The organism is Haloechinothrix sp. LS1_15 (assembly GCF_033042135.1).
Classification (GTDB): Bacteria; Actinomycetota; Actinomycetes; order Mycobacteriales; family Pseudonocardiaceae; genus Haloechinothrix.
Genome location: NZ_WBXM01000005.1, coordinates 266,220 through 280,671 on the forward strand (window position 1 = coordinate 266,220; position 14,452 = coordinate 280,671).

The following is a 14,452-nucleotide window of genomic DNA, read 5'->3' on the forward strand; positions in this document are numbered from 1 at the left end:
GCTAACGGTAGTGCTTGCGGCCACCTTCGCATCCGTAGCCGCGCACGGGGGTCCCGGCGCGGCCCGTCGCCGTATCCGCTATCGCCAAGGGAGCCGTTCCGGGAACGGCGCGACGTGAGCCGCACCTTCCGTTCACTGAGGCATCGCGACTATCGCCTGTACTGGTCGGGCATGCTGGTGTCCAACGTCGGCACCTGGATGCAGCGGGTCGCCCAGGACTGGCTGGTGCTCGTGGTGCTCGGCGGTGGCGCCCAGGCGGTGGGGATCGCCACCGGCCTGCAGTTCCTTCCCTTCCTGCTGGTGGCGCCGTTCGGCGGACTGCTGGCCGACCGGCTGCCCAAGCGCACCCTGCTGCTGTCCACCAACGGCTTCCTCGGCCTGCTGGCGCTGGTCCTTGGCGCCCTGGTGCTCACCGGGGCCGCCGAGATCTGGCACGTCTACGTGCTGGCGTTCCTGCTCGGCGTCGGCAATGCGCTGGACAACCCGGCACGGCAGGCCTTCGTCTCCGAGCTGGTCGGCCAGCACGACGTCAGCAACGCGGTGGCACTGAACAGTGCCTCCTTCAACGCGGCACGGCTGATCGGCCCCGCCGCCGCGGGCGGGCTCATCGCGCTGTTCGGCACCGGTTGGCTGTTCGTGCTCAACGGCCTGTCGTTCGCCGCCCCGATCGTGATGCTCCTGCTACTGCGGAGCGCGGCCTCGCGGGCCGGTGCGGACGGCGCCGGGCCGCTCGCCCGCCTCCGCGAGGGCATCGGCTACGTGCGCTCCCGGCCCGACCTGGTCATGGTGCTGACGGTCGTCTTCGGTCTCGGCACGTTCGGCATGAACTTCCAGATGACGATGGCGCTGATGGCTACCGAGGTCTACCACAGGGGGCCCACGGAGTACGGGCTGCTCGGGTCCGTCTTGGCCGTCGGTACCCTGACCGGTGCTCTCGTGGCCGCGCGACGCGCGTTCCCCCGGCTGCGCCTGATCGTCGTCGGCACGGTGATCTTCGGCGTGTTCGCGGTGGCAGCCGGGCTGATGCCCACCTACGGCACGTTCGCGCTCGCGCTGGCACCGATCGGCGTGCTGGTGATGACCGTGCTCACCGCGGCCAACGGCTACATCCAGACCACCGTCGACGGGCACATCCGGGGCAGGGTGCTGTCGCTGTACATCACCATCCTGATGGGCGGCACACCGGCGGGAGCGCCCGTCATCGGGTGGCTCGCCGACGCGTTCGGCGCTCGGTGGTCACTGCTGGCAGGCGGCGCCCTGACGGTGCTCTGCACGCTGCTCGCCGTCGCACTGTTCGTCCGGCGTACCCGCGCGGGCGGCCGAACGACCGGCATCACGGCGAGCCCCGCACTCCGTCCTTGAACGGGCTGCGGGCGGGCCGCGCGCGCAGCGGTATCCGGCAGTGCGCCGGATCCGTCAGCGAGATCCGATCCAGCGCCACCACCCGGCTGTCGGCGTACAGCGCGCGGACCAGGCCGAAGCACATCAGCAGCATGATCACGCTGAACGGCAGCGCGGTGGTGATCGCGGCGGTCTGTAACGCTTCGAGCCCGCTCGACCCGGCCAGCAGCAGTACCGCGGCCACGCCGCCCTGTAGCAGTGCCCAGAACACTCGCTGCACCACCGGCGCGTTCTCATCGCCTCCCGAGGTAAGCATGTCGATGACCAGCGACGCCGAGTCGGAGGAGGTCACGAAGTAGGCAGCGACGAGCAGGATGGCCAGCACCGACATGATCGCCGTCAGCGGCAGCTCGTCGAGCAGCCCGAACAGCGCCACAGCCGGATCGTCGGCCACCTGCGCAGAGATCGCGCCGCCGGTCGCGGAGTCCACCGAGAACGCCGTGTTGCCGAACACCGCCAGCCACAAGAACGTGAACAGCGTCGGGATCAGCAGCACCCCGAACACGAACTCGCGAATCGTGCGCCCGCGCGAGACCCTGGCGATGAACATACCGACGAACGGCGACCAGCTGATCCACCAGCCCCAATAGAAGATCGTCCAGCCAGCCTGCCACCCGGTCTGTGCCTGGGCATCGGTCCACAGTGTGGTCTCGGGCAGCGTCTGCGCGTAGTGACCGAGCTGCTGGACAAAACTGGCGAGCACATCCCTCGTGGGCCCCGCCAACAGCACGAACAGCATCAGCGCGAGCCCGATGCACAGGTTGGTCACCGACAGCCGCAGGATGCCCTTGTCGAGGCCGGCCACCAGCGAGCACACCGCCGCGAAGGTGATCGCGGCGATCAGCACCAGCTGCACCCCGGTCGATTGCGGGAGCAGGTCGAGACTGGCCAGTCCAGCGTTCACCTGCAGGATGCCGAAACCGAGCGAGGTCGCGACGCCGAACATGGTGCCGAAGACCGCGAAGGTGTCGACGGCGTCACCCCACCTGCCGTGGATGCGCCTGCCCAGGATCGGGTACAGCGCGCTCCGGATGGCAAGCGGCAGCTTGTGACGGTACGAGAAGTACGCAAGGCAGACGCCGACCACGATGTAGACCGCCCAGGCGTGCAGGCCCCAGTGGAAGAAGGTGAACCGCATCGACTCGGTCTCGGCCTGCGGCGTGCCCGGTTCGGTCATCGGTGGCTCTGCGAGGTGCGAGAGCGGCTCGGCCACCGCCCAGAACACCAGACCGATACCCATGCCCGCGGTGAACAGCATCGCGAACCACGTCAGATAGCGGTACTCGGGTTCGCTGTCCTGTTCTCCGAGGCGGATACGCCCGAACCGGCTGGCGCCGAGCCAGATCACGAACACGAGGAAGCCGCCGACGGCGAGCACGTAGTACCAGCCGAACCACGAAGCGATGCCCGCTTGCAGGCTGGTGAACACCCGCTGCATCACACCCGTCGCGGTGATCCCCACGATCAGGAACGTCAGGATGACCACGACCGACACCCCGAATACAACGGGATTGGTGGTCAGTCGTCCCCGGATCCTCACCCCACGCGTCATCGCCGCTCAGTGTGCCAGAGTGATACACCGCACCCGCAGGCGGCGCGGGTTCCGGCCATCGCCCTCAGGGCTTGGACCCCGGGGCACCGTCCGTCCGCACCTCGGTCACGATGCGGTACCGGTCCCCGCGGAAGATCGAGCGCACGAACTCGACGACGGTGCCGTCCCCGCTCCTGCTGGTGCGCTCGAACAGGAACGCAGGCGAATGCACCGGTACTCCGAGCAGCTCCGACTCCTCCGGGGCGGTCACGGTGGGCTCCAGCTCCTGCAGCGAGGTGGCCACCCGCAATCCGAAACGCTGCTCGGCGAGCTCGTAGAAGGAGCGGTCGACCAGCTCGGCTCCGGTCAACCCGGGGACGAGCGCGGCGGGCACGTGCAGCTCCTCGATGGCCATGGGCCACCCGTCGGCCAACCGCAACCGGTGCACGCGCAGCACCTCCACACCGGGCGAGATCTCCAACCGCCTGCCGATCACCGCGCCAGCCGGGCGGATCGACTCCGCCACCGTGCGCGCGCCCGGCACGTGCCCCCGAGCGCGCATGTCCTCGGTAAACGACGCGACAGTCAGCGGCTGCGCGACCTTCGGCGCGGCGACGAACGTGCCCGCTCCGTGCCGCCGCACCACCCGCCCCGTCGTGACCAGCTGGTCCACCGCCTTACGCAGGGTCATACGCGAAACCCCCAGCCTGCTCGCGAGCTCCCGCTCAGCAGGCAGCGGGTCGCCCGCCCGCATGCCGTCGACGAGGTCGAGCAGTACCTCGCGCACCTGCGTCGCTCGCACCGCATCCTCCCCGGGTTGCAGGACCTGCGGTCCACAAGTTTAGACCAATGGTATAGTACGCGTGGTCCGTGTACGGCGAGGCGGCATCCACCGGACGACCGCGAGCGGGAAGGGCGCCCATGACGACAGATTCGCAGGAAACCGGGCCGCCCGGCAGGCGCATGCTGGACGAGATCCGCGAGCAGCCCGCTGTACTCGAACGGGTGCTCCGCGAGGGCGTGAGCGAGGCGCAGGCCGTCGCCGAGACGGTACGGGAACTCGGCCCGCGGTTCGTCCTACTGGCGGCCAGGGGAACCAGCGACCACGCGGCGCTGTACGCGAAGTACCTCATCGAGATCACACTCGGCCTGCCGTGCGGCATGGCCTCACCGTCCACTCTCACCGCCTACGCCGCCAATCCGCAGATGTCCGGCGTGCTGTGGATCGCGGTCAGCCAGTCGGGCGGCTCGACCGATCTCATCGAATCCACAGTGGCCGCTCGACGGGCAGGCGCGGTCACACTCGCGGTGACCAACCGGCCGAACTCCCCTCTCGCCGAGTCGGCCCGGCTACACCTGGATATCCGGGCCGGGCAGGAGCGTGCGGTCGCGGCGACCAAGACCTACACGGCGAGCCTGCTCACGCTCTGGCAGTTCGTGACCGGCTGGCGGGGGGAAGGCACCGGAGCGGCACGCGCCCTGCCCGAGCTGGCCGCCCAGGTGGCCGAGCACGCCGAGGTACGACCGATCGCCGACCGTTACCGGTTCGTGGATAAGCTGGTCACCACGGCGCGCGGCTACGCCTATCCCACGGCGCGGGAAGCGGCGCTGAAGCTGATGGAGACGTCCTACCTATCGGCGCACGCGTTCTCCGGCGCGGATCTGCTCCACGGCCCGCTGGCGATGATCGATCAGGACCGACCGGTGATCGCGATCATTCCCGAGGGGGTCGGCGGCGCGGCGATGCGGCCAGTGGTGGATCAGCTGCACCAGCGCGGTGCCGACCTCTGCGTCGTGGGGGACACCTCGGTGGTGGCGGGTAGCGACTGCACGATCGGACTGCCCACAGGCACCGACCGCGGGGTGATCGAACAGCTCGCCCCGATCCTGCAGATCATCCCGCTGCAGCGGCTGGCACACACCATGGCCGTGGCCCGTGGCTACGACCCCGACGCACCGCGCGGCCTGCACAAGGTGACGTCGACATGGTGACCGGCATGACCGGCGACGCGACCGGCTCACCTGGTGAGGCGCCCGGCACCGTGGCAGGCGGTCCGACACTCCCGGAGGGCAGAGAGAGCACGGAAGGCGTCGAACGCACGGAGATCGTGCTGGTGGCCGACACCGTGCTGACTCCGGATACGGTGCTCGCGCCGGGCTGGGTGCATGTCGCCGGCGACCGGGTGCGGGCGACCGGCACCGGGACTCCCGCATCTCACCTGCCGCGACGGACGCTGACCGGGCATACCATCCTGCCGGGACTCGTCGATGTGCACTGCCACGGTGGCGGCGGTTCCAGCTACACCGACGGCGATTCGGACGGTGCTGCCGCCGCAGCCGGTGTGCACCGCGCCCACGGCACGACCAGCACCGTGGCCAGCCTGGTGACCGCACCGCTCGACGAGCTGGAACGCGCCGTACGGGCGCTGGCCGAGCTCGTCGACGACGGGTTGCTCGCCGGGATCCACCTGGAAGGGCCCTGGCTGAGCGCCAGCCACTGCGGCGCCCACGATCCCGCGTTGCTGCGCCCGCCACGTGCCGACGAGGTCGAGCGGCTACTCGCGGCGGGCAGGGGAACGATCACGATGGTCACCCTCGCCCCCGAGCTGGCGGGCGGGCTCGACGCCATCCGTCGCGTGACCGGCCACGGTGCGGTGGCAGCCGTCGGTCACACCGATGCGGACTACGACACCACCCGCGCGGCGATCGACGCGGGCGCGACCGTGGGCACGCACCTGTTCAACGGTATGCCCGGCATGCACCACCGCGAGCCTGGGCCTGCGGCGGCGCTGTTGGAGGACGAGCGCTGCCGGGTGGAGCTCATCGCCGACGGGCACCACGTACACGGCGCGATGCTGCGGCAGGCCATGCGGCTGGCTGGCCAGGAACGCTACCTGCTCATCAGCGACGCGATCGCCGCGACCGCGGCGGGTGACGGTCGCTACCGCGTCGGCGGGCTCGAGGTGATCGTGCGCGACGGGCAGGCACGGGTGCCGGGAACCGGCTCGCTGGCAGGCAGCACGGTGACGCTGCACGAAGCGCTGCGCCGCGTCACCCGCGCGACCGCCACACCACTGGCGGAGACCGCCAGCGCGGCCACGCGCACTCCCGCGGCCGTGCTCGGCCGTACCGACATCGGCACGCTGGCTCCCGGCTGTCTCGCCGACCTGCTCGTGCTCGACAGCTCCCTGGACATCGCGGCCGTCATGCACCGCGGCCGCTGGGTACCGGCGGCGTGGGGCCGAACGTGACGCCCGACGCGGTCTACGGAACGAACGTCACGTCGAGTGCCGTCGCTGGCCGCCTACTCCACGGTGCGCAACGTGACGGTGAACCCCGAGTCGGCGGCGTCGGCGAACATCCCCTCAAGGGAGATCCCGCCCTCACCGACGTACGGCAGGTCGGCGACACCGACACCCAGCGTGTTCACCAGGCCGAGTGCGGTGCCACCGTCAGACAGGTTAGCGACGGGGCCACCGGAATCGCCCGGGGTCACGAGCCCGTTGACGTAGTGCTGCGTGCCGTCGTTGTAACCGAGCACGCCGACACGCTGCTCCCTGGTGAGCGACGTCAGGTGGAAGCCGACACCGTGCCCTGAGAACTGGATGAGGTCACCGACCTGGGCGGAGTCCGTCGTAGACACTCCCGTGGGAATCTGCGGGTGTCCCTTCATCGCGGGGTCGACGATGCCGGTGTACTCATCGTCGATCTCGATGAACGCGTAGTCCAGGTCGTCGGCCATAAAGGCCACCTCGCCGAACTCCAACTCGGACTCCCCGAGGCTGGACGTGGCAAGCGAGATCCGCTGCCCGACCTCGTCGACGCAATGCGCGGCGGTTCCACCGTAGACGTTGCCCGCCTGCGCGCCGGTCCCGTCGTAGATCCAGTTCAACGTGCAGTACCCGCTACCCGTCGTGATCGACGATCCTGGCTGGATCACCTGGTCCTGGGCGCCTGCCTGCGCCGGGGTGAGAGCGATCGTCGAGAGCGCCGTGCCTGCCACGATCGCCGCAGCGCGGTACACCCAGTGCTTCATCGGCGAGCCATTCCTTCCGTAACCGTTCACGTACGCGGTGCCAGTGGACGCCACGCGACTGTCCCCGATGTCTTACCGCATCACGCCATCGAGTGACAAGACATGGCGCCTACCAGGCGCATACCCCCTAACGGGGGATAGCTTACGCCGACCCCCGCGATATCTGGTGCCAGGCAGTACGCTGAGGAACGGAACTCACGCCTGCCACACTCGCTCGGCCCTCACCGTCCGCATTCAGACAGACCGACTTGGACACGCACCGTGACGCGCACTGTGGACCTCGTGATCCCGGTCAAGGCGTTACCCGACGCCAAGACCCGGCTGGTCGCCACGAGCGGACTGCGCGACCATGATCGGCATCGCCGCGCGGTGCTCGCGCTACTGACCGACACCGTGGCCGCGGCACTCGCCGCCGAGCCGGTACGGCGGGTGGTCGTGATCACGCCCGATGACCACGTCGCGGATGCCGCCCGAACGGCAGGCGCCGAGCCGCTGGACGACACGACGAGCGGCGGCCTCAACGCGGCCATCGAACACGGCGAACGTCACCTTCGCGCGCAAGACCCCGTTGTCGCGATCGGCGCGCTGCTGGCCGACCTTCCCGCGCTACGTCCCAAGGAGCTCGCCGCCGCCGTGCGGGCGGCGCGGGGCGGCAGAGCCTTCTGCCCCGACGCGGACGGAACCGGCACCACGCTGCTCCTCGGCGCCGAAGGTGGGCAGCTGCGCCCGCAGTTCGGCCCGTCCTCGGCGCGGGCACACCAGCTCAGCGGGGCATTCCTGCTGCACGGACCGTGGCCGAGCCTGCGCCGCGACGTCGATACCCTTTCCGACCTGCACGCTGCGGCGGACCTCGGGCTCGGCCACCACACCACCGCCATGCTGGCCACTGAACTGGCGCTGGCGCCGGTGGCCGCGGGCGGCGGCTACCCCCGCGGCGCGTAGTGGTCGACCCCCGCCACATCGGTCACCGTCACCCGCTGCCGGTCGGCGAGGACGGTCAGGTGCGCGGCCGTCTCGACCACCGCCAGGAACTGGTTGAACTCGCCGAGCTCGGCGAATGAGCGCTCCCGCCGCGTCCAGCCGAGCCTGCCAGCGCACTCGTACACCGTGCGCGCGCCCTCGCGGACCGCATTCTCCGTGGCGGCCAACCTGCGCTCGTGATGCTCCAGCAGCTCACCCACCCGCTGGTGCACGCTGTCGCCGACCGGACCGTGTGCCGGAAGCAGCCGCATGTCGGGGTAGTCACGCAGCAACGCAAGCGAGTCCAGGTAGTCGCTGAGTGGGGAGCGGGCCATGGCCCGCTCGAAGCCGATCGAGGGAGTGATGTGGGGAAGCACGTGATCGCCGCTGAACAGCAAGCCGGCTTCGGGGTCGCGATACACCACGTGCCCCCTGGTGTGGCCGGGGGTTGGCACGGCGTGCAGCACGCGCTTGTTCAGCTCGATATCGGTCGTGCCGCTGAGCCACTCATCCGGCCAGTCGTAAACCTGCCGGACCTCGTCGGGATCGTAGCCGGAGCCGAACCGCTCCATCCACTCGGCCACGCCCCAGCGCAGCGGCTCGCCGAACCGGTCGTCGTACTCGTGCCGCAGCATCAGTTCGAGCGAGTGGCGCTCCCCCTGTCCCAGCGCGATCGGCGTGCCGTACTCGGCGCGCAACGCCACTCCCAGTGTGTAGTGATCGTGATGGATGTGCGTGATGAGGAACCGGCGCACATCGGCGAGCTCGTACCCGATGTCCGACAGCCCGCTGGCGAGCTGCTCGCGTGCCTCGGCGACGTTCCATCCGGTATCGATCAGCACCACACCGTCGGCGTCCTCGATCGCGTAAACGTTCACCGCCCGCAGCCCATCGTTGGGCATCGGCAGTGGGATCCGGTACACGCCGGGAGCGACCTCGTAGGTTCCCGGCTCGGACCACTGCGGCGAGTGTGCTGACATCCTGCCTCCCCTGAGCGCTGGTTCGGCGCCGCTCGGCTAAGCAAGCGCTTTGTCGCCAGGTTACCCGGGTGGTGCTATGACCCAGGTCTCACGCCGCTATCGCGGGCACTGTCAACGCAGCCGGTTGCCGAGTGCGAGCGCCGCAGCGCCGAGCACGGCCAGCGCGAGCACCGGCAGCGCCACCGCCCACGGGGCACGGTCGGCATACGGCAGGGCTTCGCCGAGCAACCGTCCCCACTCCGGGGCAGGCGGCTGTGCACCGAGCCCGAGAAAGCCGAGCGAGGCCAACGCCAACGCGATCGCGGGCAACCGCACGAGCGAGTGGCGCAGCAGTGGCGGCAGCACGGCTGGCAGCACATGCCGGGTCAGCAGCCACGTCTTCCCTGCCCCAACGGCACGCGCGCCGTCCAGGTGCGGCGCAGCCAGGTGTTCTGCCACCAGCAGCTGCGCGTGCCTGGCCAGCGGTGCCCACACGACGCACCCGACGGCCAGCGCCGCGCTGAACGTCCCAGGACCGGCCACCGCCGCGACCACCAGCCCGGCCATCACCGGCGGCACCGCGTTGACGACATCGACCAAACCACCGCCCCGGCGCGGGTTGAGCAACCCGACCGCGAGGCCGATCGCCAGCGTCGCCGCGGTGACCGCCACCGCGACCCCGACGGTATGCAGCGCACCGTGTCCCAGCCTGGCGAGGAGATCACGCCCGAGCGCGTCGGTACCGAACGGGTGCGCCATCGACGGCGGCTCGAGCCGGGCTGCCAGATTCACCGTGTCGGGATCGGTCGTCAAGGCGATCACGACGGCCGCGCCGAGCGCCGCGACCAGCCCGGACGCGGCGAGGCCACCGCGCAGTCGCCCGCGAGGCAAGGGCTGTGCCGCGGTGAGCGCCGCCGTGTCCAGCGCAGGCCCGAGCAGGACACGCTGTGCCCGTTCACCGAGCGTCCCGGTGATCACCCCGATCGCCAGCAACACCAGCAGGCAGGCCTGTACCACGGGCAGATCCTGGGCGAGTGCGGCATCGGCGGCCAGGCGACCGATCCCGGGCACCGCGAACACGACTTCAACGGCGACGGCACCACCGAGCAGGCCCGCGAAGATCAGCCCGAGCTGACCACAGACCACCGCGAGGGCGCGGCGCAGTACAGCCGGAGCGAGCCGTGCCGGGGTGATTCCCGCTGCTCGCCACGTCCGTACCCAGGGCTCGCCGAACACTGCGCGCACCGAGTCGACGGTGATCGTGCCGAGGATCGCGCCGGTGGGCACCCCCAACGCGATCGCGGGCAGCACGGCGTGGACAGGCCCGTCCCAGCCCGCAGTCGGCAACGCCGCCAGCGGCACTGCGACGGCCACGACCAGGATCGAAGCCAGCAGGAACTCGGGAACGGCTGCCAGCGCGGCTGGCACCGTGGAGCGCGCGGCACCGTGATCGCCGGTGACGCCCCTGAGCAACGGCCGGGTCGCGAACGCCGCTGCGAGCATGGCCGCGACCGCCACCGCAGCCGCGGCCAGTGTGAGCGACACGCCCAGCGCGGCGACCAGCTGCGGCGCGATGGGTTGCCCCGAAACCCACGAGGTGCCCGGATCGCCTCGCGCCAGCCCGGCCAGCCACTCGAGCAGGAACCGGACGGGGCCGTCGTCGAGCCCGAGCTCCGACCGCACCGACTCCAGCGCGGCGTCATCGGGCTCTCGCTCGGCCGCCCTTGCCCGCAACACAGCCAGCGCCGGATCGCGTCCCGCCAGCAGTGGAAGCAAGCCGATTCCCACGGTGACGGCGAGCACCGTGACGATCAGCCGCAGCCCGCGGGTGGCCGCCCGGCCCCCTGCGGCGACGGTCGAGCTCATTCGAGTGTGGTCTCCCCCGTCACCAGGAGGCGCTCGTGTGGATCCTCGGCGATGCCGGTGACACCGTCTGCCACGCCGATGCGCGCGCGTTCGTGCGCGATCGGGACGATCAGGTCATCGCCCAGGATCGCGCGCTCCACCCGCAACGCGGCGTCCTGCCGCTCGTCTACGGCCTCCCGTGTGGCCGCCTCGGCGACCTCGGCATCCACATCGGAGTCGCACACCCGCGAGAGGTTGTAGCTTCCGGCGCAGGTGAAGTCACTGGCCAGATAACTGACCGGATCACCGGTGTCCAGGAGGTACGAGCGGGAGCCGATGACGAGGTCGAAAGCGCCGTCGAGCAGGTCGACTTCGAGCTCACTGTACTCGCGCACCACCTGACTCACCTCGAACCCTTCCCGCCGCAACCGGTCGCCGATCGCGGTCGCCAGCTCGGGTAGCTCGGCGCGATCGCTGTAAGTCGCCAGCGTGAGCTCCTCGCCGTCCGCCGATCCCGGCCGGGTCCGCTCTGGTAGCTCACGGTCCGCCGCCCACGGACTCGCGTCACCGAACAGGCCTGCGGCGGGGTCGGCAGTGCCCTCGAAGATCGACGAGGTCAGCTCCTCGGCATCCACCGCCTGCCGCACGGCCGCTCGCAAGCCCGCATCGGCCATCGGCCCGTCGGCGGTGTTCGGGTACAGCGACACCACCCGGGGCAGCTGGACCTCGACGAGCTCGGCCTCACCGAGCGCCTGTGCCTGCGCCACCGGCAAGGCGTCGGCGACATCCAGCTCGCCCGCGCGTACCCCGGCCGCGCGGGTGGCGCCGTCCGGAACGAACCGCGCCTCGATACCGTCGAGTGCCGGGCGGCCGCGCCAGTGCTCCTCGTGCGCGACGAGGGTGGCGCGTTCGACGCCGTCGAACTCGTCGATCACGAACGGGCCGGTACCGGCCCCGACCGGATCGACGCGCTCGCCACGGTACGCCGACGGTGCCAGGATCGCCAGGTTGGGCGAGGACAGCCGCCGTGGCAGGATCGGATCGGGTTCCCCTGTCGACACTTCTAGAATGAGATCGTCCACAACGGATACCGATAGTTCGATTCCCTTCAATGCCCGGGGGATCGGGCTGGCCTCACTCGCCCGTAGCAGGGAGTTCGCCGCGTGTTCCGCGGTCAACGGCGTACTGTCGTGAAAGGTCACACCGTCGCGAAGGGTGAACCGCCAGGTACGGTCGGCGACTCGTTCCCAGTCCTCTGCGAGCGCGGGTACCGGCTCACCCGCGCCGTCGAGGTGCGCAACGGGCTCGACAACCCCGAGTCGGGACAGCAACACCGCGTCGTCGCCGTACGGGGACAGTCCCTGCGCAGGCGGGAACGCCAACCCGACGCTGAGCTGCCCGCCATCCCCGGCATCGATACCGTCCCCACCTGATGGGGCGCCGAAACACGCGGTGGCCTGGAGCGTCACGAGCAGCGCAGCCACGGCCAGCGGGCTGGTCCGCGAGCGGGATCGCGATCGTGTCATCAGGGCGTGCCCTCCGTGGTCGACTGCAGGCTACCCGGCGCCCGACGACGTGGCGGCTGCCAGCGATCGACGCCGGGACACCCAGCCCATCACGACCGCGCTCGCCACCGGTACAGCCGTCAGCGCCAGCCACGGTGTCACCGCCACGGCACCGGACCCGTCCCCGAGCTCCAGCAGCGCGCCGGTCGTGGTGCTGCCTCCGAGCACGGCGAGTCCGCCGACCGAGTGCAGGATGCCGAAGTAGGCGCCGAGCCGCCGTTCGGAGGCCAGCCGGGGCACGGCGTCCTTGGCCAGGGGAACCGCGAGCATCTGGCCGAGAGTCAGCAGCACCACCATCGCTATCGCGGGTACCACCGCGCCGATGCCGGCAGGCGGGAACAGGGCAGCCACGGCCACCACGGCGAATGCCGCGGCCATGCAGACGAAACCCGCGACAATGCCCCTGCTCGCACCGAGCACGCGCCGTGCCCACGCGGTGGTCGGTAGCTGGCCGAGCACGACCATCAGCGAGGACAGCGCGAACAGCCAGCCGAGCGCCGCCTCGCTGCCCGTGGCACGGTGCAGCTCAGCAGGCAGCGCCAGGTACAGCTGGTTGTAGCTGACCAGGTAACCGGCATAACCTGCCGCGAAGACGAGGAAGGCGCGGTTGCCGAGCACCACGCGCCAGCCTGCGAGTACGGGTTCGGCGGCGTGCGGCGCACCGTGGTGGGGCAGCCACTTCAGGTGCACCAGCCCGACCGCAACGAAGACGGCGGCGGCGACGACGCATACGACCTGGAAATCCGCCAGCAGCAACACCGCTCCCAGCACCGGTCCGACGACAGCACCGACCTCGCTGGCCACGGCGAACAGTGCGAACACGTCGGACCGGTGCGCGCTACCGTCCCGGTCGGTACTGCCCGCCTCGTGCGCGAGCAGCGACTCCACCGCCGGGGAGAACAGCGCCGCAGCGAATCCGGTCAACAACGCCCCTGCCACGATTCCCGGGACCGACTCCACCTGTCCGAGCAGCAGGAATCCGAGCACCCGGAGACCGCATCCCGCGAGAATGACCGGTTTGGCACCGAAACGGTCGGCCAGCATGCCACCGAGAAAGAACAGCCCCTGCTGGCTGAAGGTGCGCAATCCGAGCACCAACCCGACCAGCCAGCCGGCCAACGCGAGATCACCGACCAGGTAGCCGAACAGGTACGGCACCACGAGGTAGAAGCCGATGTTGAACACCAGCTGGCTGAGAACCAACAACCGGATCACGCCAGGCAGCCTGCCGATCTCGGCGAGCAGCGACCAGCGCGACCGGACGCGCCGTACCGTCCCGGTCACGTATCCCCCTCACGGCCAGGGTGTGCCACCAGCACCGAGTTGACGATGTCGGTGTAGGGATGCACCTCGAGGGCGACCCGGAGCCCGGTGAGGTCCTCTGCCCGTACCTGCGGGTAGAGCAGCCTGCGCATCCGCACCGCCGACCGCACGAGCACCAGCGCGTCGTCATGCAGCAGCCTGGCCAGCAGTCCGCTGATGGTTCGCTTGGCCGTGGCGTCCTGCCCGGCGAGCGCGGCGAGTACCACGACGTCGCAGCGGCCCAGCCCGGCGTCGAGCAGGATGCTCGCACTGGATGGTTGTTCCAGGTCGGCTCGCACCCCTGCGGCGACCCGTGGCACGCCGAGCGCGGTGGCTACCGCGTCCCCCAGCCCGAGGCTGCCCACGTCGCGATCCACGTGTAGCACCTCGGCCCCGAAATCCTCGGCGAGAATCAGGCCGGTAAGCGGCAGCGGCCCGGAACCGAGCACGGCCACCCTCGCAGGCCACGGCCGGGACATCGCCGTGACCATCCCCAGCTCCATGCGCACCAGATCGCGGTAGTTGTCCAGGTACGGGAACCGATCCAGCTCCGCGCGCGGATCATCGGACTCGACGATGCGGCGCGCCCAGTGGGCTTCCAGAGCGGACTCGCCTGAGGCGCACAGGCCCTGCAACGCGGGCGCGTGAGCGTCCAGCCCCGACATGGCCGCTTCGGCCACCACCGGCGGGGTAGCGCAGCACAACTCGACGAGCTCGGTGAACAGCGCGTCCACAGTGTCACACGGTCGTAGGTCGCCCAGCGATTCCAGCTGCGCTCGCAACTCCCCCACCCGATGTGCCAGCGCGCTCGACCCCGTCACTTCGCCTCAACTCCTTCCCTCTCGCCGCCACA

General features: G+C 70.3%; 12 protein-coding genes. 4 read left to right on the forward strand and 8 right to left on the reverse strand.

Going from position 1 to position 14,452, the window contains the following annotated elements; genetic code table 11:
* Positions 1–114 precede the first annotated feature (114 nt).
* On the forward strand, positions 115–1,362 hold the full coding sequence (locus F8178_RS10510) for an MFS transporter (protein WP_317494534.1): 1,248 nt from the start codon (positions 115–117) through the stop codon (positions 1,360–1,362).
* Here F8178_RS10510 and F8178_RS10515 read toward each other — a convergent pair.
* Positions 1,334–2,953: a BCCT family transporter gene (locus F8178_RS10515; protein WP_317494535.1), complete on the reverse strand. Its 1,620-nt coding sequence runs from the start codon at positions 2,951–2,953 to the stop codon at positions 1,334–1,336. The two genes, F8178_RS10510 and F8178_RS10515, sit on opposite strands and share 29 nt — an antisense overlap.
* 64 nt (positions 2,954–3,017) lie before the next feature.
* A complete protein-coding gene (locus tag F8178_RS10520) occupies positions 3,018–3,734 on the reverse strand; it encodes a GntR family transcriptional regulator (protein WP_317494536.1) in 717 nt (238 codons plus the stop codon).
* Between the two features lie 119 nt (positions 3,735–3,853).
* Here F8178_RS10520 and F8178_RS10525 point away from each other — a divergent pair, with 119 nt between their 5' ends.
* Positions 3,854–4,924, forward strand: a complete 1,071-nt coding sequence (locus F8178_RS10525; protein ID WP_317494537.1) for an SIS domain-containing protein — start codon at positions 3,854–3,856, stop codon at positions 4,922–4,924.
* On the forward strand, positions 4,918–6,183 hold the full coding sequence (gene nagA / locus F8178_RS10530; RefSeq protein WP_317494538.1) for an N-acetylglucosamine-6-phosphate deacetylase: 1,266 nt from the start codon (positions 4,918–4,920) through the stop codon (positions 6,181–6,183). The genes F8178_RS10525 and nagA overlap by 7 nt, the downstream gene beginning before the upstream one ends.
* Before the next feature lie 53 nt (positions 6,184–6,236).
* Here nagA and F8178_RS10535 read toward each other — a convergent pair whose 3' ends face one another.
* A complete protein-coding gene (locus F8178_RS10535; RefSeq protein ID WP_317494539.1) occupies positions 6,237–6,968 on the reverse strand; it encodes a hypothetical protein in 732 nt (243 codons plus the stop codon).
* Between the two features lie 261 nt (positions 6,969–7,229).
* On the opposite strand from F8178_RS10535, the gene cofC reads away from it, so the two are divergent.
* Complete coding sequence (gene cofC, locus F8178_RS10540; RefSeq protein ID WP_317494540.1) at positions 7,230–7,910, forward strand: 2-phospho-L-lactate guanylyltransferase; 681 nt, start codon at positions 7,230–7,232, stop codon at positions 7,908–7,910.
* Here cofC and F8178_RS10545 read toward each other — a convergent pair.
* The 5 genes from F8178_RS10545 to F8178_RS10565 all read right to left on the reverse strand — a co-directional run bounded on the left by F8178_RS10545 (position 7,892) and on the right by F8178_RS10565 (position 14,420).
* On the reverse strand, positions 7,892–8,908 hold the full coding sequence (locus F8178_RS10545) for an MBL fold metallo-hydrolase (protein ID WP_317494541.1): 1,017 nt from the start codon (positions 8,906–8,908) through the stop codon (positions 7,892–7,894). The two genes, cofC and F8178_RS10545, sit on opposite strands and share 19 nt — an antisense overlap.
* Before the next feature lie 111 nt (positions 8,909–9,019).
* Complete coding sequence (locus tag F8178_RS10550; protein ID WP_317494542.1) at positions 9,020–10,753, reverse strand: ABC transporter permease subunit; 1,734 nt, start codon at positions 10,751–10,753, stop codon at positions 9,020–9,022.
* Positions 10,750–12,258, reverse strand: coding sequence for an ABC transporter substrate-binding protein (locus tag F8178_RS10555; protein WP_317494543.1), 1,509 nt, complete (start codon positions 12,256–12,258; stop codon positions 10,750–10,752). The genes F8178_RS10550 and F8178_RS10555 overlap by 4 nt, the downstream gene beginning before the upstream one ends.
* Before the next feature lie 30 nt (positions 12,259–12,288).
* Positions 12,289–13,581, reverse strand: coding sequence for an MFS transporter (locus tag F8178_RS10560; protein WP_317494544.1), 1,293 nt, complete (start codon positions 13,579–13,581; stop codon positions 12,289–12,291).
* A complete protein-coding gene (locus F8178_RS10565; protein ID WP_317494545.1) occupies positions 13,578–14,420 on the reverse strand; it encodes a nicotianamine synthase family protein in 843 nt (280 codons plus the stop codon). Before F8178_RS10565 ends, F8178_RS10560 begins: the two co-directional genes overlap by 4 nt.
* Positions 14,421–14,452: the final 32 nt, after the last annotated feature.